Origin of the sequence: Streptomyces sulfonofaciens (assembly GCF_014656295.1) — a bacterium.
GTDB classification, from domain to species: Bacteria; Actinomycetota; Actinomycetes; order Streptomycetales; family Streptomycetaceae; genus Streptomyces; species Streptomyces sulfonofaciens.
This window is the reverse complement of sequence record NZ_BNCD01000007.1, coordinates 61,420-79,827: the sequence shown is the minus strand read 5'-3', so window position 1 is coordinate 79,827 and position 18,408 is coordinate 61,420. Positions and strand designations below refer to the sequence as shown.

Here is an 18,408-nt window from a genome sequence, read left to right as displayed (position 1 = left end):
GGGCGGACAGCGGTGCGGCGCCGCGCGGGCGCGCCCGGGCCCCCGTGCGCTCCTCGTGTCCAAGGGGAGACGGGACGGCGCCGCGCGCTGTGACATCCGGTGGCAGGGCGGCGCGCCGGAACGCGCCGGCGCGCCCGGTGGGGCTCGATGCGCCCGGTGGGGCTCGATGCGGGCCGGTGGGGCTCATCGGCCCGGTGGCCCGGTGCGGCCCGGTCAGTGCGTCCTGGACAGCCGGGCCTCCGGGTTGCCCGCGGCCGGGTCGTCCGAGGTGTACCGGAGGTCGTCACCGGCCGGCCGCAGACGGATGGTGTGCGCGGCCCCCGAGCAGTGCGAGGGGTTGCCCTCGGCGCCCCTGCCGGTGGCCAGCAGTTCGCCCTCGCCGGCCTTCCCCAGCGTCAGGACGTCCTTGCAGGTGCCGCCCAGCAGGTCCGTCTGCGTGAGGGTCGCGAACCGCCTGCCCTGCTGCGCCTGCCGGACGACGAGTTCGAAGGTGCCGTCGGGGATGCCCGAGGCGGTGGCCTCGCCGCGCCAGGTGCCGAGGTAGCGGGCGGGCACGCCGTGCGGCCCCGAGGGCTGCGTGGCCGCGGGCGGGTTCCCCACCGCCCCGCCGTCCCCCGGGTCGCCGTCCGGGCCGCCCCCGGGCATCAGGTCGAGGACGAAGGCGGAGCCCACGGTCAGTACGGCGAGCGCCCCCGCGACCGCGAGGGCGACGGTGCAGCTCAGCCTGCGCCCGCGGCCGTTCGCAGCCGGATCCGCGGCCGCCGTGAGACTGACGGACAGTCCGGCCCCGGACCCCTCGGCGCGTTCCCCCTGCCGAGCGTCCACCGGCGCCCACTCCGGTCCGGCGGGCCGCGCGCTCTGGGCGTACGACGGGTCGGGCGGGCCGAAGACCCCCGCGACCGGACCTGGTCGGACGACCGGAGCGGAGGCGGCCGGATCGGGCTGGACGACCGGAGCGGAGGCGGAGCCGGGGTCGGGTTCGGGTTCGGGGCCGGGTTCGCGGTCGTGGCCAGGGGCGGGCTCGCGGTCGGGGGCGGGCTCGCGGTCGGGGGCGGGACCGGGTTCTGGGCCGGCAGCGGGGGCGGGGGCGGGTGCGGCTTCGGACGCACGGGCCGGTGCGACAGCGGATGGGGAGCCGGTGGCCTCCAGGTCGAGGAGTCGTGCCGCGCTGCGGCCGACCTCCGCCGCCAGGGGCCCCGGCAGCCAGCCTCCGGCGACCGCGCGGGCCGCGCCCAGGGGTGCCAGGCGGCGGGCGACCTCACGGGGCGCGGGGCGCGCGGCCGGGTCCTTGGCGAGGCAGTGCCGCACCACACCCAGCAGTTCGCCGGTGAGCCCGTCCAGCTCCGGCTCCTCGTGGACGACCTTGTAGAGCAGCGCTGCCGAGGAGTCGCCCGGGAACGGCGGCCGCCCGGTCGCCGCGTACCCGAGCACGGCGCCCAGCGAGAAGACGTCGGCCGCACCGGTGACACCTCTGCCGAGGATCTGCTCCGGCGCCATGTAGCCCGGTGAGCCGACGGAGACGCCCTGCGAGGTGAGGGAGGTGGTGCCGGTCACGGCGCGCGCGATGCCGAAGTCGATCAGCCGGGGGCCGTCCACGGTCAGCAGGACGTTGGAGGGCTTGACGTCGCGGTGCACCAGGCCGAGCGCGTGCACGTGCTCCAGCGCCTCGGCGAGCCCGGCGCCGAGCACCCGCACCGAGGACTCCGGGAGCGGTACGGGTGGTACGAGCGGTGCAGATAGTACGGGTGATGCGAGCGGTCCAGACGGTTCGGACGGTTCGGGCCACCGGTCGGAGGGCGTGCCGGGCGCGGCGGTCACGGCCTGGGCCAGCGAGGGCCCCGCCACGTAGCCCGTCGCCACCCAGGGCACCGGCGCGTCGGGATCGGCGTCCAGCACGGGCGCGGTCCAGGCGCCCCCGACCTTCCTGGCCGCCTCGACCTCGCGCCGGAAGCGGGCCCTGAACTCCCCCTCGGACGCCAGCCGGGGATGCACGATCTTCACCGCGACCGTCCGCCCGCCCGCGCTCCGCCCCAGGTAGACCCGGCCCATGCCGCCCGATCCGAGGCGGCCGAGCAGCCGGTAGGGGCCGATGGCCGTCGGCTCACCGGCTTCGAGCGGCTGCATGCCGAACGACCTCCCCCGAACGAGGTCCGCCCCGGACCGCGCGCACCGCACCGGCCCCTGCGGACTGCTCCGCCCGGCACCGTCGTCCGGTGCCGAACCCCCTGTGCCCGGCAGCGTAGCCCCGGGCCGAGGTGCTCCACAGGACTGCGCCCGAGCCACGTGCCGCGGGACCTCGCCCGAATCCCGCGAAGGCGGGCCACGGCGGCGGACCGCGACGACCGACCGCGGCGCCCCACCCGCACCCTCCGCGCTCATCCCGGCACGCTCCGCGACACCACCGCACCGTTCGCGGTGCGGTGTGGTGCGGCGCGGTGCCGGTCGTGGTGCGGTGCGGTGTGGTGCGGTGCGGCGCGAATTCGGCGGGCCGCCGCAATGCGCCGCGTTCACCGCCCGAGGCACCGCGTTCACCCGCGCGCCCGCGAAAGGACCGCGGAACCCACCGGCACGTCACGTGGAATTCACCCGGGGCCGTCCCGGAATGCGGACGGCCCCGGAAAAGCGGTACGGAATTCGGGCAGCTTCTGCTAGGGCCGCAGGAGTTCCACCCGGACATCCGCGGGGAAGCCGGTCGTGGGGCCGACCCGGCGGGCGAACTCCGTGACCCCTTCCAACTGCGCGGGCCCGAAGCGGAAGTCGAGCGTGGTGAAGTAGCGGGCCAGCACGTCCTCGCCGAACGCCTCCCAGCGTGCGGCCTGCTCGGCGACCTTGCCGACCTCCTCGAGCGACAGGTCGCGGGAGTCCAGGAACGCCTGGTGGACCTGGCGCACCATGCGGGGCTCGCGCTCCAGGTACTCCCGGCGGGTGGCCCAGACGGCGAACACGAAGGGCAGCCCCGTCCACTCCTTCCAGAGCGCGCCCAGGTCGTGCACGTCGAGACCGAGCCGCGGGCCGTCGTGCAGGTTGGCGCGCAGCGCGGCGTCGCCGATCAGCACGGCGGCGTCCGCCTCCTGCATCATCAGACCGAGGTCGGGCGGGCAGGTGAAGTAGTCGGGCCGCACCCCGTACCGGTCGGACAGCAGCAACTGGGCCAGCCGTACGGAGGTGCGGGAGGTGGAGCCGAGCGCGACCCGGGCGCCGTCGAGCTGGTCGAGCGGCACCTGCGAGACGATCACGCAGGACATCACGGGGCCGTCGCAGCCGACCGCGAGATCGGGGAAGGCGACCAGGTCGTCCGCGTTGCGCAGGTACTCCACCAGCGTGACGGGCGCGATGTCGAGATCACCCCGCACCAGTTGCTCGCTGAGTTTCTCGGGGGTGTCCTTGGAGAGTTCGAGGTCCAGCAGGGTCCCGGTCCGTGCGAGCCCCCAGTAGAGGGGAAGGCAGTTCAGGAACTGGATGTGACCGACGCGCGGCCTGACGCGTAGCTGGCCGGGGCGCTCATCGCCGCCCGGGCCTGTGACTGAGTCCGCGGGAGAATTGTCCACATCGCGAGACTAGCCCCCGGGCGATCGCGCACCGCCACCAGGTCCCCGCCGACGCCCCCGAGGACACCTGCCAGCCAGCCCGGCGGCCGCCCGGCGACCGCCCGGCGACCGCTCCTCGGGCCGGCGCCGCGGCGAGGCAGGGGCCGTGCCGTCGAGTGCCGCACCCGCCGCGTTGTCAATACGGTCCGAAGCCTTCCGGCATCCGAGTGAAGTGATCTTGCCCTCTATTGCTTTTGGCGTGGTGCGTGCTAGGCTCGCACGCAAGTTGCAGTTTGGTTTCCCTTGCAGTACAGAGCCTGCGGAGCATGTAACCCGCAGGCTTTCGTCGTTTTCAGACTTATGCAGTTGCCTCACAACAGCAGGTTCTGGAGCAGGGCAACCCTTTGGCCCAAGGAGGGCTTATGGCTACCGGAACCGTGAAGTGGTTCAACGCCGAAAAGGGCTTTGGCTTCATCGCCCAGGAAGGCGGGGGCCCCGATGTCTTCGTCCACTACTCCGCGATCAACGCGACCGGCTTCCGCTCCCTCGAGGAGAACCAGGCCGTGAGCTTCGACGTCACGCAGGGCCCGAAGGGCCCGCAGGCGGAGAACGTCACCCCGATGTAATCGGGGCCCCGAGGTGCCTCGGGACCTGATCCGGAACGGATAGCAGTACCCAAGGGGCCCCGGCCCGTCGTCGCCAGCGCGACGCGGCCGGGGCCTCTGCCTGTGTCGCCCCCCGCCCGGGACCCCATCCGCTGTCGGCCCCCTGCCGGTGCAGGGCGCCCCCTGCCGGTACCGGGTCCCCGCCCGCGCCGGGTCGGGCCCGCGCACCGGGCCCCGAGCGGGCAGCACAGACGGATCCGGGCAGGGCGGTCGCAAACCGATCCGCCGGGCTTTTGCTACGACCGTGTGAAACCTGCCCGGCAGGTGGTGCACCGTCCGCACTTCGGTGATTACCTTGCGTCATGGTTTTCCTCGTGAGGCGCCGCCACGTGGACTACGGCCGGGTGACGAGCGGTAGCTGTCGCCGCGGGCTCCGACCCCGCGCGCACCCCTCCGGGCCGCAAGGCCCCGCCGCCCCGCCGAAGGGAAAGTCCTCCCGATGAGCCAGCCGCTCGACTCGGTGACCGCCGGTCACACACCCGACGAGCCGTCGTCCGACGCCCACGCCTGGTCCTTCGAGACCAAGCAGATCCACGCCGGTGCCCAACCCGACCCGGCGACGGGCGCGCGTGCGGTGCCGGTCTACCAGACGACGTCGTTCGTCTTCCGGGACACGCAGCACGCCGCCGACCTCTTCTCCCTGGCCGAACCCGGCAACATCTACACCCGCATCCACAACCCGACGCAGGACGTCTTCGAGCAGCGCGTCGCGGCCCTGGAGGGCGGGGTGGCCGCGGTGGCGCTGTCGTCCGGGCAGGCCGCCGAGACCCTGACGATCCTGACCCTGGCCCGCGCCGGCGACCACATCGTGTCGAGCACGAGCCTGTACGGCGGCACGTACAACCTCTTCAGGCACACCCTGCCCAAGTTCGGCATCGAGGTGTCCTTCGTCGACGACCCGGACGACCTCGACGCCTGGCGCGCCGCCATCCGGCCCACCACGAAGGCGCTGTTCGCCGAGACGCTGGGCAACCCCCGCGGCAACGTCCTCGACGTACGCGGCGTGGCGGACACCGCACACGCCGCGGGACTGCCGCTGATCGTCGACAACACCGTGCCGACCCCGTACCTGCTGCGCCCGATCGAGCACGGCGCGGACCTCGTGGTGCACTCGGCGACCAAGTTCCTCGGTGGGCACGGCACCACCATCGGAGGAGTCGTGGTGGACGGCGGCACCTTCGACTTCGGCGGCCACCCGGACCGCTTCCCGGACTTCCACGAGCCCGACCCCAGCTACCACGGCCTGCGCTACTGGCCCGACCTCGGCCCCGGCGCCTTCGCCGTGAAGCTCCGGGTGCAGTTGCTGCGGGACATCGGGCCCGCGATCGCGCCGCACTCCGCGTTCCTGCTGCTCCAGGGCGTGGAGACGCTCAGCCTGCGGGTGGAGCGGCACTCGGCCAACGCGCTGGCGCTCGCCGAGTGGCTGGAGCAGCGCGACGAGGTCGCCGCCGTGCACTACCCGGGCCTCGCGTCCAACCGCTGGCACGCCGCCGCACAGCGCTACCTGCCGCGCGGCGCGGGCGCGGTGCTCGCCTTCGAACTGCGGGACGGCGTGGCGGCCGGCAAGCGGTTCGTGGACGCGGTGGAGCTGTTCAGCCACCTCGCCAACATCGGTGACGTCCGCAGCCTCATCATCCATCCGGCGTCGACCACGCACAGTCAGCTCACCGGGGAGCAACTGGCCGCGACCGGGGCGGCGCCGGGGCTGGTGCGCCTGTCGGTGGGCCTGGAGAACATCGCGGACCTCAAGGCCGACCTGGAGGCCGGGTTCCGCGCGGTGAAGGGAGCGGCGGCGGAGGGCGCGTCCTGAGCGTCGACGCCCGCTCCGGCGCCCTGCCCTCCCCCTCCGACGCCTCCGACGCCTCCGACGCCCCCGGCCCCTCGGGTGCCGGGCCGGGCACGGACACCACCGCCGTGCCCGGCCCGGCGGCCGAGCCCCTGCCACCGGCCAGCGGCGCCTGGCAGGACGGGGACCCGGCCGGACGGCGCCGCTGGGTGAGCCTGGCGGAGCCCCTGGCGCTGGAGGCGGGCGGCGAGCTGACCGGGGTGCGGATCGCGTACGAGACGTGGGGACGCCTCGCGCCGGACGCCTCCAACGCGGTGCTGCTGCTGCACGCGCTCACCGGTGACAGCCACGCCGCGGGCCCCGCCGGGCCCGGGCATCCCACGGCGGGCTGGTGGGACGGGCTGATCGGAACGGGCCGGGCGCTGGATCCGGACCGGTGGTTCATCGTGGCGCCCAACGTGCTGGGCGGCTGCCAGGGCAGCACGGGACCGGCCGCCCGGCGGCCGGACGGACGGCGCTGGGGCTCCTCGTTCCCGGTGCTGACGCAGCGGGACCAGGTGGCCGCCGAGGCACGGCTCGCGGACCTGCTGGGCATCGAGCGGTGGGCGCTGGTCGCGGGCGGGTCGATGGGCGGGATGCGGGCCCTTGAGTGGGCCGTCGGCCATCCCCGGCGCACCGGCGCACTGCTCGTCCTCGCGGCGCCCGCCGCCGCCACCGCCCGCCAACTGGCCTGCACCCAGGTCCAGCTCGCCGCGATCCGCGCGGATCCGGGCTGGCGCGGCGGCGACTACCACGACGCGGGACCGGGCCGCGGTCCGCACACCGGCCTGGGCATAGCCCGGCGGCTCGCCCACCTCACCTACCGCGGCCGGGCCGAGCTGGAACACCGCTTCGGGCGGGCCGCACAGCCCGGCGAGGACCCGTGGCACGGCGGCCGCCGCCAGGTGGAGTCCTATCTCGACCATCACGCGGCGAAGCTGGTGCGCAGATTCGACGCGGGCAGTTATGTGGTCCTCGCCGAGGCGATGAACCACCACGACATCGGGCGCGCCCGGGGCGGCACCGCGGCGGCGCTGGCCCGGATCACCGCTCCGGCGGTGATCGCCGGCGTGGACTCCGACGAGCTGTACCCGCCGCCGCTCCAGGCCCGCCTCGCCGCGGCCGTCCCCGGCGCCGAACACCGGGTCATCGCCTCGCCGCACGGCCACGACGGCTTCCTGATCGAGACGGCACAGGTGTCCCGGATGGTCCATGACCTGCTGGGCCCACCGGCACCGCCGACGGGCCGGTGGAGCGGGGGCGGATGAGGCGGGGCCGGTGCAGCGGCGCCCGGAAGGCGCGGGCCGCAAGGGGCGGACCGGAAGGGCCGGAAGGGGGCGAACCGGAAGCGGCGGACCGGAAGCGGAGTGGACGGCGGCCGGTGGGCCGGGGCGGCACACCGGCCACCGCCCGCAGCGGGGCACTCGCCGCCGTGTCCGGGCCGGCCGCCCCCAGGGGGCTCACCTGGCGTACAACCGCTCGATCTCCGCCGCGAAGTCCCGTTCGATCGCACGTCGTTTGACCTTCAGGGACGGGGTCAGATAGCCGTTCTCCTCCGTGAAGTCGACCGGCAGGACGGCGAAGCGGCGGATGGACTCGGGGCGGGAGACAAGGCGGTTGGCGTCGTCCACGGCGCGTTGCAGCGCCGCCCGGAGGTCGGGGTCGTCGACCAGCTCCGCCATGCTCAGGTGCGTCTTGCCGCGCATCTCCTGCCAGTGGGCGGCCCCGTCCGGCTCCAGGGTGATCAGGGCGGTGATGTACGGGCGGTCGTCGCCGAGGACGAGGCACTGGCCGACGAGCGGGTGGGCGCGCAGCCAGTCCTCCAGGGGCGCCGGCGCGACGCTCTTGCCGCCGGTGGTGATCAGGATGTCCTTCTTCCGGCCGGTGATGGACAGATACCCCTCGTCGTCCAGCGTGCCGATGTCGCCGGTCGGCAGCCAGCCGTCGACGGACGCGTCGACGGGGCCGCCGCTCTGGGCGTCCCAGTAGCCGGAGAACACCTGGCCGCCGCGGAGCAGGATCTCGCCGTCGTCCGCGATCCGCACGCCCATGCCGGGCAGCGGCCAGCCGACCGTGCCGAGCCGGGGCCGCAGCGGCGGGGTGACCGTGGCGGCGGCGGTGGACTCCGTGAGGCCGTAGCCCTCGAAGATCTCGATACCGGCGCCGGCGTAGAACGCGGCGAGGCGGCGGCCGAGCGGTGAGCCGCCGCAGATGGTGTACCGGACGCGACCGCCGAGGGCCGCCCGGATCCTGCGGTAGACCAGGGGGTCGTAGAGCGCGCGCGCCAGCCGCAGCGCGGGCCCCGGCCCCGGCCCCGTGCCGAACAGCCGGGCCTGGGTCGCCTCACCGTAGCGCCGGGCGACGGCGGCGGCGCGGTCGAAGGAGGCGGCACGGCCGATCTTCTCCGCGGTGGCGCGGCCGGTGTTGAAGACCTTCTCCAGGACGTACGGGATCGCCAGCAGGAACGTCGGCCGGAAACCGGCGAGGTCGGCGAGGAGGTCCTCGGTGCGGATGGACGGCGCGTGGCCGAGCCGCACCCGGGCGCGCAGGCAGCCGACCGCGACCATCCGGCCGAAGATGTGGGAGAGCGGCAGGTACAGCAGTGTGCTCGCGGGCTCCTTGGTGATCGACCTGAAGCACGGGTGGAGGAGTTCGACGGCGTTGTCGACCTCGGCGAAGAAGTTGCCGTGGGTGATGACACAGCCCTTGGGCCGGCCGGTGGTCCCCGAGGTGTAGACGATGGTGGCCACCGACTCGGGAGTCAGGCGGGCGCGGCGCGCGGCGACCTCCTGGTCGGTGACGTGCGCGGTGCGGCCCAGCTCGGCGAGGCGGCGGATGCCGCCCTTCCCGAACCGGTCGCCGGGCGCCTTCTCGAAGCTCCACAGGTGGGCGAGGTCGGGCAGCCGGTCGCGCTCCGGTTCGAGCGCGGCGGCCTGCGCCGCGGTCTCCACGGCGAGCGCGACGGCACCGGAGTCCTGGAGGATCCACCGGATCTGGAAGGCGGAGGAGGTCGGGTAGACCGGGACGGTGACCAGGCCCGCGGCCCAGGCGGCGAAGTCGAGCAGGGTCCACTCGTAGGTGGTGCGGGCCATGATGGCGAGCCGGTCGCCCGGTGCGAGACCAGCCGCGATCAGGCCCTTGGCGACGTCGAGCACCTCCTGGGCGAAGTCGCGCGCGGTGACGTCGACCCAGCGCGAGCCCGCGTCGGGCTCCGCTCTCTCGCCCCGCTGGGCTCCCTCGGCCCTCTCCGCCCTCTCCGCCCTCTCTGTCCTGTCGGCCGCCTCGCCGTGCACGCCGGGCTGCTGGGTCACCTTGCGGCTGAGCACGGCGGCCCCGGGCGCCTCGCGGGCGTTGTCGAAGGGGATGTCGGCGAGCGAACCGCGCGTCACGGGTGCCTTGAGGGCGGGCACCGCCGCCTCGCGCACCACGCCGCCGATCCGTCTCAGGTTCGGCGGGACGAGGGGCGGCGGGGGCGCGGCGCCCTTGCCTGACCTCGCGTCCCGCGCGGCGAGCACCGCGCCGTGGTTCTCGGCGAGGGGCTGCCCGGCGGTCTCGGCCTCGGACGTGTGTGCGCCCTGGTCCCGGCCCTCGCGCCGGGCGTGGCGTGGGCCGTCGTAGGGGGCGGCGGGCACGGCGGGGTGCCATGCGTGGCCGTCCGGCGCGGCGTGCGCGGGCAGGACGGTGTCCGACGCCGCGCCCGCGGCGTGCGCGGGGGGTGCCGCCGCGCGGAACCAGGGGGTGCGCGGCGGTATCGGATCGGACGGGGTGGCGGGCTGGGGTGGCACGGGCGGCTCCTTGTCTGCCGGGAGGGTAAACACTGGGCGCGTTACCCGGCCAGGGACAACCTCGGCACTCCCACACGACTCGCACAGGAGGGGCCGTTCCGGGCCGAACTGACGGGGCATCAGCCCAGACCAGAGGGGGTGGAACGCCCCTGGACGGTCAGCGGCCACCCCTGCCCCACGCAAGCACCCCGGCAGGGGGCACGGTGGCCCGAACGCCGCCATTCACCCATGCGGGTGTACGGAACGGCCACCGGCCCGCCCGCAGGCCGCCCGGTCCCGCCCTTCCGTCAGGACCCCGGCGTCACCCTGCGCCCCGGGGCCGCTCCGGTATCGCCGTCACCCCCGGCCGCCCGTCGTGCGGACGGAGACCGACCCGCGGCCGCCCCGCCGCGCTCCGCACGGCGCACAGCGCAGGGCGCACGGCGCGGGCGGCGCGGGCGGCGCGGGCGGCGCGGTTGCAGCAGCCCGGCCGCGCCACCCCCGTCCGGCGTCCCCTGGTCGGACGCGGTGGCGTAGGGGCCGTCGAGGCGTGCGCAGGGGGTTCCGGAAGCCGCCGACGACCGCCACCCGCCGCTCGCCGGACGGCGGACAGCGGACAGCGGACGGTGGACGGCGACCGGCCGGCGGCCGGCGGCGAGCGAGCCGACGGCCCGGAGGCCACGGAGGGCCCGGAAGGTCTGGAGGGCGCGGGCACCCGGAAGGCACGGAGAGCGCGGAAAGCGCGGGCAGCACGGAAGGCACGGAGAGCGCGGGCGGCACGGAAGACACGAGAACCCGGAAGGCACGGACCCCCTTCAGGACCCGGAAGGTCTGGAAGGCGCGGGCGGCACGGAGGCGGCGGGCGGCACGGACCCCCTTCAGGACCCGGAAGGTCTGGAAGGCGCGGGCGGCACGGAAGGCGCGGAAGACACAGAGAGCACGGAAGACACGGAGAACCCGGAAAGCACGGAGAGCGGAAGGCCCGGGCTCCAGGCCCCCGGGCGGCTCGCGCGAAGCGGGAGAGGGCGCGGCGGGGGCGGTCGGCGGGCCGGGGGCTCCTCTCGACCTGCTCCCGACTCGTCAGTAGCCTTGCGTGGACCGGCCCGTGATCCTGCGGGAAGTGTTCGCCGACATCCGGGGCCCGGCCGGGCAGCGTCCGTGGGCGGTCCTCAAGGACCCGGCCCAGCCATGTGAGGACCGGGTGCCGTGCGCGCCCTGGGACCGCTGTCCGGCCGGCACCGGTCCCAGGGCGCGCACGGCACCCGGCCCCGGGGCACGGGAGGTGCGGCGGGGAGCCGGAGGATGTCGTCGGTCGTGACATCGGACAGGAGTTGCCCGTGCTGGTTCAGCATCTGATCCGCGGCGCCGTGCTCGCCCCGCTCAAGAGGCCCGGCGCCGACCGTGCCGTGCCCGCGGAACCCGTGGTGGCCGACGGCGTGCGGGTGGCGGCCGGGCGGCTGGACGCCTACCGGGAGGTCTGCGGGTTCGCCGCGGGCGGCGGGACGCTGCCGGTGACCTACCCGCAGGTGCTCGCCTTCGCGCCGAGCATGCGGCTGATGTCGTCCTGGCGGTTTCCGCTGCCGCTGCCGGGCCTCGTCCACACGTCCCTGGAGATCCGGCAGTCGCGTGACCTCGGCACCGGTGAGGAGTACGCGCTCGCGGTCCGTGTCGCGGGGTTGACACCGCACCGGCGCGGCACCGAGGCGCACCTGGTGACCGAGGTACGGGCCGCGGGCGAGCCGGTGTGGCAGTCGCGCAGCACCTATCTGGCGCGGCACGCCACCCCCTCGGAAGGCCCGGCGCCGGGGCACGCGGCCGCGCCCGGCACGGCGGACGGAAGCGCCCCGCCCCTCCCCCGGCGTGCCGAGTGGCGGCTCGGCGGCGATCTGGGACGGCGGTACGCGGCGGTGTCCGGGGACCGCAACCCGATCCACCTGCACCCGCTGACCGCCCGGGCGTTCGGCTTTCCGCGGGCCGTCGCGCACGGCATGTGGAGCGTCGCACGGTGCCTCGCCGAGCACGGGGGCACCCGGGGACCGGTGCGGATCACCGCGCGGTTCCTGAGGCCGGTCCTGCTGCCCGCGACGGTGGCCTACGCCGCCGAGGGCGCCGCCTTCGCGCTGCGCGGCGGCGCGGACGGCGCGCGGCCGCACGTCACCGGCGAGGTGCGGCCGCTCGACCGGTGACCAGAGGTACCGCCGTCGACCGGTGGCCAGAGGTACTGCCGTCGACCGGTGACCAGAGGTACCGCCGTCGACCGGTGCCCCGGGGACTACCGCTCGGCCGGTGACCAGCGGTGGCCCGCCATGAGGTTGCCGAGGCCCGCCCAGGCGAAGTTCATCAGGGTCGCCGCGGCCTCGTTCGCCGCCACCGAGCCGTCCGTGTTCGCCCAGGCGGCCAGTGACTCGGCGGCGCCGACCAGCGCCTGGGCGAGCCCGGCGACCTCGCGCTCGGCGGGCCCCGGGCCGCCGTGCGCCTCCCGGGCCGCCGCCTGGATCAGCTCCGTCACGAACGCGGTGATCCCCTCGCGGAGCGCCGCCACCTCGGCCGCGGACGGTTCGCCGCGGGTGCGCGCGTGGCGGTGCAGGATCGCCCACCCGTCCGGGTGCTCCGCGGTGTGCGTGAAGAACGCCCGCAGCCCCTCCCACAGCCTGCGGTCCGCGGGCAGCGCCGGGTCCACGCCCTCGCGCACGGCCTCGGCGAGCGCCTGCGCCTCACGGCGGATGCAGGCCGTGAACAGGCTCTCCTTGGAGTTCAGGTAGAGGTACACGAGCGGCTTGGAGACACCCGCCAGCTCGGCGATCTCGTCCATGGAGGCGGCGCGGTAGCCGCGCCGGCCGAAGATCCGCACGGCCGCGTCGAGCATCTGACGCTCTCGCACCGCCCTCGGCATCCGCTTGGGCCGCCGCTCACCGGTCCCGGCCGCCGCCCCGGCGTCCTCGGCCCTCACCACATCCACCCGGCTGCCCCTTCGCCACACCCCGCGCCTGCGCGGCCCACTTCGGCAAGCGTACGGTCCCCGCGGGGCGGCCCCGGCCGCGCGAACGCGCCCGGCGCCAAGTCAGCCGGTGCCGCGGCCGGGTGTCCCGGGCCCGGCCTCCGCCTCCGAGCGCTCGCACCCGACGAGCAGCAGGGCGATGTCGTCGCTGGCCTCGGGGACCACGGTCTCCTCGGCCTGCCGTACGAGCATGTCGGCGAGCAGGTCCAGGGGCTGGGGGTCCGCCCCGGCCAGCCGGGCGGCGAGGTCGTCGATGGCCGCGCCCAGGTCGGTGCCGGGCCGCTCGACGAGGCCGTCGGTGTACAGGGCGAGCAGGGAGCCGGACGGCAGCGGCACCTCGACCGTCTGGTAGTGGGCGTCCGCATCGACGCCGAGGAGCAGCCCCGGAGGCAGGTCGAGCACCTCGGTCCTGCGGTCCGCGTAGCGCAGGATCGGTGGCGGATGGCCCGCCGACGCCAGCAGGGCCCGGGCGCCGACCACGTCGACATGGGCGTAGAGGCAACTGGTGAACAAGGCGGAGTCCAGGTCGAAGAGCAGCCGGTTGGTGCGGGCGAGTACCTCGTCGGGCGGTGCGCCCACCCGGGCGTGGGTGTGCACCGCGGTCCGGATCTGGCCCATCAGCGCTGCGGCCGGCACGCTGTGGCCCTGGACGTCGCCGATGACGGCGGCCACGGTGGAGTCGTCGAAGTCGATCAGGTCGTAGAAGTCCCCGCCCACGTCGAGGGCGTGGGTCGCGGGACGGTACCGGGCGGCGACCCCGAGGCCGGGCGGCGTCGGCGGGATGCGCGGCAGCAGCCCGTCCTGCAGGCCCCGCGCGATACGGGCGTTGGCGTCGTAGAGCCGGGCCCGTTCCAGCGCCTGGGCGATCATCCCGGCGAGCGAGGTCAGTTCGGCGCGCTCGTCCGGGGTGAAGGGCCGCGGGGCGTCGTAGCCGAGCACGCAGCAGCCGAAGGTACGGCCCGAGACCGTCAGCGGCAGGAACGCGAAGGCCGCCATGTCCCGGTAGTGCCGGTGCCGCGGAAAGGCGCGGACCAGGTCGGCGCTGTCGGGGTAGAACTCGGCGGCCCCGGTCTCGATGGTCCGCCCGCCCGCGGTACCCGAGGACAGCGGAATTCCGTCGAAGTAGTCCGGCATGTCGGAAGGGAAGCCTCGGGAGCCGACGACCCGCTCACGGCCCTCGTCGGCGACGAGCAGGGCCAGGCCCTGGGCGCCCAGGACCGGCATCATCTGCTCGGTCAGCGAGGTGGTCACCTCGCTGACGCCCGCGGCCTCGGTGAGCGCGGAGGCCAGGTGCAGGAGGTGGAAGAGGGTGCCCGCACGGACCGGGGCGGACGGCGGCGAGTCGCCGGTCGGGCCCTGCTGCCCCGCGGGCGCGTCCGCCGGCCTGATGCGCACGCTGATGCCCGTGTCGTCGGGGTGGAGGACGAATGACAGCCATGCGCCGTCCGGCCGCCGGGCGGCGAAACCGGTGGGCAGACGGCTGAAGACCGCGGCGAGGTAGGCGTTCTCGTAGGCCGGGTCGGTCAGCCAGGGCAGTACGCCCCAAGGGCGGGAGCCCAGCACCTCGGCGCGGTCCCTGCCGAGCAGCGCGGCCGCCGTGGCGTTCAGGAAGGTGATCCTGCCGTGCAGGTCAAGGGCGCAGAAGCCCTCGTCGAGGCGTTCGGTGAGAGCGGCCGCGGCGTCGGCGTGCCGGCCGGGCGGAGGCTCCATGGCGAGCGGCTCGTCCCTCGGGCGCACCGGGGCCCCCTGTGCGGCCGCCTCCCGCAGCGTCGAGCCGATCCGTTCCGCGGCCCCGTCGATCTCCGCGGCCTCGCGGGCGGACAGTTCACCCGAACGGGTGCCCGGCCACAGGAACAGCATGGCGCCCCAGCAGGAGTCCTCGACGAGCAGCGGTAGGACGTACATGGCCACGGCGTACGGGAAGGCGAGCGCCGTGCGCGGGAAGCGGCGGGCCAGCTCCTGCTGGTCGGGCAGCCACACCGGGCGGCCCGAGCGCACCGCCTCGGCCACCGGCACCGGTGACGCGAGAGCCACCCGCGACCAGGGCTGCGCCAGCTTGCCCGGCACCCCGGTCACCGCCGTCATCTGCATGGTCTGCCGCTCGGGAACCAGCAGGTACACCGCTCCGACGTGCGCGCCGACGGCACGCGCGGCCCGCTCCATCAGCCGGTCCACGCGGTCCGCCGCGTCCCGGGACGCGGCTCCGGCCTCCTTGCCGCCCACTCCCACCGCCTCACGCGGGAGGGACGCCCGCCTGAGCACGGAGCGTGCCACCCGCTCACCGTCCGGCAACCGGACCACCGGTCCGCATCCGTCCGCCGTGTCTCCGGGGTCGCCGGGACGGACCCCGGGACGGACCCCGGCACGGGCGGCGATGGCGGTCAACCGGATCGCTTTGACCGACTTCGTACTGGAACATCCCATTCTAGGGTCCGGATGGGGGTGACCGCCGCCCGTGGGCGCCCGTGGCAGCCCGGTCGCGGCCGCCCACGGGCGCCCGGCCGCCGGGACCGGCGCCACCGGGGGCGCGGTCGCGGCCATCACCCATGAATCGCCACCGAACGCCGGTGTCCACCGCGGTGACCGCCGGGGACCTCCCTCGGTAGCGATCACGAACCGTGATGTCCCCGCACGTGAGGAAGCAGCCAGACATGACCACCCGTCCCGACCCCGGCCCGGCCCGCGACGCCGAGCTGCGCCGCCTGCTGAGCGTCGTCGTCGACACCGACCGCGGAGAGAGCCCGTTCGGCTGGAGCGACCCCGGCCACCCGCCGCACCACGACGAGACCTCGCGATGACGCCGCTCACCGCGGACGCCGGCGGGGTGTCCCCGCCGGCGTCCGTGGAGTGCTGCGCGCCCCGCCGCGGGGCCGCACCGCCCGCCGTCGCCCATGGCCCACCGCCCGCCGCCCGCCTTCCGGCAGGGCGGCACGGCCGCGTGGGGGGCCGAACAGCCGCGTCCGCGGGCGCGGGCGCGGACTACAGGCCCGGCGCCCGGGCCCTGGCCGGCGGCGCCGACGCGCCGCGCGCTCGGTCAGCCCGCCTGCTCCTGGGCCCGCCGGCCGCCCTGCGCCTGGCCGCCCTGCGCGCCCTGGGCGCGTGCCGCGTCGTCCGCGGCGTCCTCCTGGCTGGCGCTGCGCTCCATGCTGGCCTTGGCTCGGTCCACCCGGGCCACGATGCGCTCGGAGGCCCGGTCGCGCTCCTTGCGCAGCGCCACGAAGCTGATGGGCGCGGAGACCACGAGGGCGAGCAGCGCGACCCACAGGTAGTTGGAGCCACCGAGGCCGCGCGGGACGACACCGGTGACGACGAGGGCCCAGACGGCCAGGAAGCAGCCCGCGAAGATCCCCAGGCGCATCAACGTGTAGCGGAGCATGTCAATCCGACTTCCGTTCCGGAGTGTCCCGTTCCGATCCGGTCCGTCCCGTTCCGAATGAGTCCGAAGCGGGCAATGCCTTCGAATCGGGTACTGCCCGTCCAGTGAAGCACGCGGGAGGGGGGCGCCCCGAGGCGGGTGGCCCGCGCCGGCCCGGCGCCGCGTGCGCCCGCCGCGACCGCGGCCCGGGCGGGCAGCCGCCCGTACCCGCTCACCCCAGTGCCCGCGCCGCCACCTCCAGATCCGCGAGGAGCCCCCCGTACACCGCGTCCCGGTCGTCCTTGTCCGCGCGCAGAACGGCGGACGGGTGGATGGTGGCGACCAGCCGTTCGGTGCGGCCGTGCACGTCCTCCTCCATGAGCGCCCCGCGCTGCCTGGTCACCCGGAAGGACGACCCGAGCAGCGCCTTGCCCGCCGTCGCCCCGAGCACGACGACGACCTCCGGCTCGACGAGGGCCAGCTCCGCGGCGAGCCAGGGTCCGCACGCGGACATCTCACGCAGGGTGGGCGGCTTGTGGATGCGGCGCTTGCCGTGCGCGGGGTCGCGGCTGAACTTGAAGTGCTTGACGGCGTTGGTGACGTACGTCTGGCCGGGGTCGATGCCGGCCTCGTCGAGAGCGCGGTCCAGCACCCGGCCCGCGGGCCCCACGAAGGGCTTGCCCTGCCGGTCCTCCTGGTCGCCGGGTTGCTCGCCGATCAGCAGCACCCGGGCGCTGGTGTCGCCCTCGCCGAAGACCGTGCGCGTGGCGTCGCGGTGCAGCGGACAGCCGCGGCAGCCGGCGGCGGCCCTGCGCAGCGCGGCGAGCCCGCCGCGCCGCGGCACGAAGGGCTCGGCGGTGTACGCCTCCTCGGGCTCCGCGCCCGCCCCGCCGCGTGCGCCGGCGGTTTTGTCCCCATCAGCCATGCGGGGCGGGTACCCGCGCAACGGCCCCCCTCACCCACCGTGCCGGGCGGCTGCCCCGGGGGCAGGGGGTGTCACGTCGGCGATCACCGGAGCGCGGCCACCGGCGGAACGTGCCGCGGCTGCCGAATCACAGCAGGTGATCGGCCTTGCCCGCCTTGATGTCGGCTATCAGGGCGCGCAGAGCCTCCACGGAGTCGGTCAGACAGCGGTCCTCCTGACCGTTGACGGCTATGTAGGCGTTGCCTTCGAGGTCGGTGCCTATGCGGAAGCAGTTGTTTCCCTCGGCGCAGAAGGGCGCTTCCCAGACGATGTCGGGCATGGAACTCCTCACAGGTCGCGGGCAATGGCATGGATGAAGTCACGAGACGCCTCGGGGGCAAGTGAATGCTCGTCCATCCACGCGAGGTGGGCACGGTACTTGGCGAGTTGAGCTTCGGCGTGAGTGAACTCGGGGCCGTGCGTGGAATCCAGTTGCACCGTGTCGAGCTGCGGTACGGGGCCTTCGGCGTACAGGAGGGCGTGCCCTGCGCCCGGGAAGCCGTCACATCCCACGGGAATGACGCGCAGAGTGATGTTGTCGCGTTCGGACACGACGCACAGGTACCGGAGTTGAGCCCGAGTGACCTTGCGGCCTCCGAACTGCATGCGGAGCGCCGCCTCGTGAACATAGCCCGCGTAGGGCAGGGACTTCGGCTCGTCCAGCACCCGCTGCCGCTCCATCCGGTGCTTCACCCGCAACTCCACCTCCAGGCGGGACATGGGCGGTAGCCCCGCGTCGAACACGGCCCGGGCGTACTCCTCGGTACTCAGCAGGCCCGGCAGATGGACGATCTGTCCCGTGAGCACGCGCTTGGCATGCCACTCAAGCTCGGCGATGTCGAGAAGTCCCGGCGGCAGAGTCCCGCGGTACTGCTCCCACCAACCGGACTCCTTCTCCTCTGCCAGCGCCGCCAGAGCCTCGACGTAGGCATGGTCCGAGCAGTCGTAGTTACTGGCCAGTGTCCGCACTCGCTCCGCACTGGTGACCCACGTACCGGCCTCCATATTGGAGATCTTCGCTCGGTCCAGACCCAGCAGGCCGGCCGCGTACTGCGTGCTCACCCCTGCCGCGACGCGGAGTTTTCGCAGCTCAGCCCCGAGGCGCTGCTGACGTTCCGTAGGTGCGCTGCGCATCAAGTGCCGTCCTCCCTCTTCTGGCCGCCCACTCTATCGTGGCAATGTGCCACCGAAACCATGGCAAGTGGCCAGCCTGCGCGCTAGCGTTCAGTCACCGCACGCTACACAAGGCAACAGCCGGAAGCGCACCGCGCGGTGCTGCCCGTCCGCCCTGGGACGGGTGTGCCCGCGAC

Annotated in this window: 14 protein-coding genes; 5 read left to right on the top strand and 9 right to left on the bottom strand. The window is 74.9% G+C overall.

The features are described 5' to 3' along the window. Nucleotides 1–213: 213 nt before the first annotated feature. Both IE313_RS13665 and IE313_RS13660 read right to left on the bottom strand, forming a co-directional pair. Nucleotides 214–2,124, bottom strand: coding sequence for a serine/threonine-protein kinase (locus tag IE313_RS13665; RefSeq protein ID WP_189931749.1), 1,911 nt, complete (start codon nt 2,122–2,124; stop codon nt 214–216). Between the two features lie 524 nt (nt 2,125–2,648). Further along, on the bottom strand, nt 2,649–3,461 hold the full coding sequence (locus IE313_RS13660; RefSeq protein ID WP_229924643.1) for a menaquinone biosynthetic enzyme MqnA/MqnD family protein: 813 nt from the start codon (nt 3,459–3,461) through the stop codon (nt 2,649–2,651). 488 nt (nt 3,462–3,949) lie between these two features. On the opposite strand from IE313_RS13660, the gene IE313_RS13655 reads away from it, so the two are divergent. The 3 genes from IE313_RS13655 (at nt 3,950) to metX (ending at nt 7,285) form a co-directional block, all read left to right on the top strand. Further along, a complete protein-coding gene (locus tag IE313_RS13655; RefSeq protein WP_189931745.1) occupies nt 3,950–4,153 on the top strand; it encodes a cold-shock protein in 204 nt (67 codons plus the stop codon). 478 nt (nt 4,154–4,631) lie between these two features. Continuing rightward, a complete protein-coding gene (locus IE313_RS13650) occupies nt 4,632–6,002 on the top strand; it encodes a bifunctional o-acetylhomoserine/o-acetylserine sulfhydrylase (protein WP_189931743.1) in 1,371 nt (456 codons plus the stop codon). A gap of 104 nt (nt 6,003–6,106) precedes the next feature. After that, nucleotides 6,107–7,285, top strand: a complete 1,179-nt coding sequence (metX, locus tag IE313_RS13645) for a homoserine O-acetyltransferase MetX (RefSeq protein ID WP_189931741.1) — start codon at nt 6,107–6,109, stop codon at nt 7,283–7,285. A gap of 192 nt (nt 7,286–7,477) precedes the next feature. Here metX and IE313_RS13640 read toward each other — a convergent pair whose 3' ends face one another. Beyond that, nucleotides 7,478–9,532, bottom strand: coding sequence for an AMP-dependent synthetase/ligase (locus IE313_RS13640; protein WP_373316987.1), 2,055 nt, complete (start codon nt 9,530–9,532; stop codon nt 7,478–7,480). Between the two features lie 1,580 nt (nt 9,533–11,112). On the opposite strand from IE313_RS13640, the gene IE313_RS13635 reads away from it, so the two are divergent. Next, on the top strand, nt 11,113–11,967 hold the full coding sequence (locus tag IE313_RS13635) for a MaoC/PaaZ C-terminal domain-containing protein (protein ID WP_189931739.1): 855 nt from the start codon (nt 11,113–11,115) through the stop codon (nt 11,965–11,967). 86 nt (nt 11,968–12,053) lie between these two features. Here IE313_RS13635 and IE313_RS13630 read toward each other — a convergent pair whose 3' ends face one another. Together IE313_RS13630 and IE313_RS13625 are read right to left on the bottom strand one after the other, a co-directional pair. Then, nucleotides 12,054–12,674, bottom strand: a complete 621-nt coding sequence (locus IE313_RS13630; protein ID WP_189932142.1) for a TetR/AcrR family transcriptional regulator — start codon at nt 12,672–12,674, stop codon at nt 12,054–12,056. 168 nt (nt 12,675–12,842) lie between these two features. Next, nucleotides 12,843–15,053: a SpoIIE family protein phosphatase gene (locus IE313_RS13625; protein ID WP_229924623.1), complete on the bottom strand. Its 2,211-nt coding sequence runs from the start codon at nt 15,051–15,053 to the stop codon at nt 12,843–12,845. A gap of 377 nt (nt 15,054–15,430) precedes the next feature. Between IE313_RS13625 and IE313_RS13620 the strand changes: the two genes are divergently transcribed. Next, entirely contained in the window at nt 15,431–15,577 is a 147-nt protein-coding gene (locus IE313_RS13620) for a hypothetical protein (protein WP_189931738.1), read from the top strand. Nucleotides 15,578–15,813: 236 nt separating this feature from the next. Here IE313_RS13620 and IE313_RS13615 read toward each other — a convergent pair whose 3' ends face one another. From IE313_RS13615 to IE313_RS13600, 4 genes are all read right to left on the bottom strand, one after another. Next, nucleotides 15,814–16,155, bottom strand: coding sequence for a DUF4229 domain-containing protein (locus tag IE313_RS13615; RefSeq protein WP_189931736.1), 342 nt, complete (start codon nt 16,153–16,155; stop codon nt 15,814–15,816). Nucleotides 16,156–16,366: 211 nt separating this feature from the next. Next, nucleotides 16,367–17,059, bottom strand: a complete 693-nt coding sequence (locus tag IE313_RS13610) for a UdgX family uracil-DNA binding protein (RefSeq protein WP_189931734.1) — start codon at nt 17,057–17,059, stop codon at nt 16,367–16,369. 127 nt (nt 17,060–17,186) lie between these two features. Then, on the bottom strand, nt 17,187–17,378 hold the full coding sequence (locus IE313_RS13605) for a hypothetical protein (RefSeq protein ID WP_189931732.1): 192 nt from the start codon (nt 17,376–17,378) through the stop codon (nt 17,187–17,189). An 8-nt stretch (nt 17,379–17,386) separates the two neighbouring features. After that, complete coding sequence (locus IE313_RS13600) at nt 17,387–18,232, bottom strand: helix-turn-helix domain-containing protein (protein WP_189931730.1); 846 nt, start codon at nt 18,230–18,232, stop codon at nt 17,387–17,389. Nucleotides 18,233–18,408: the final 176 nt, after the last annotated feature.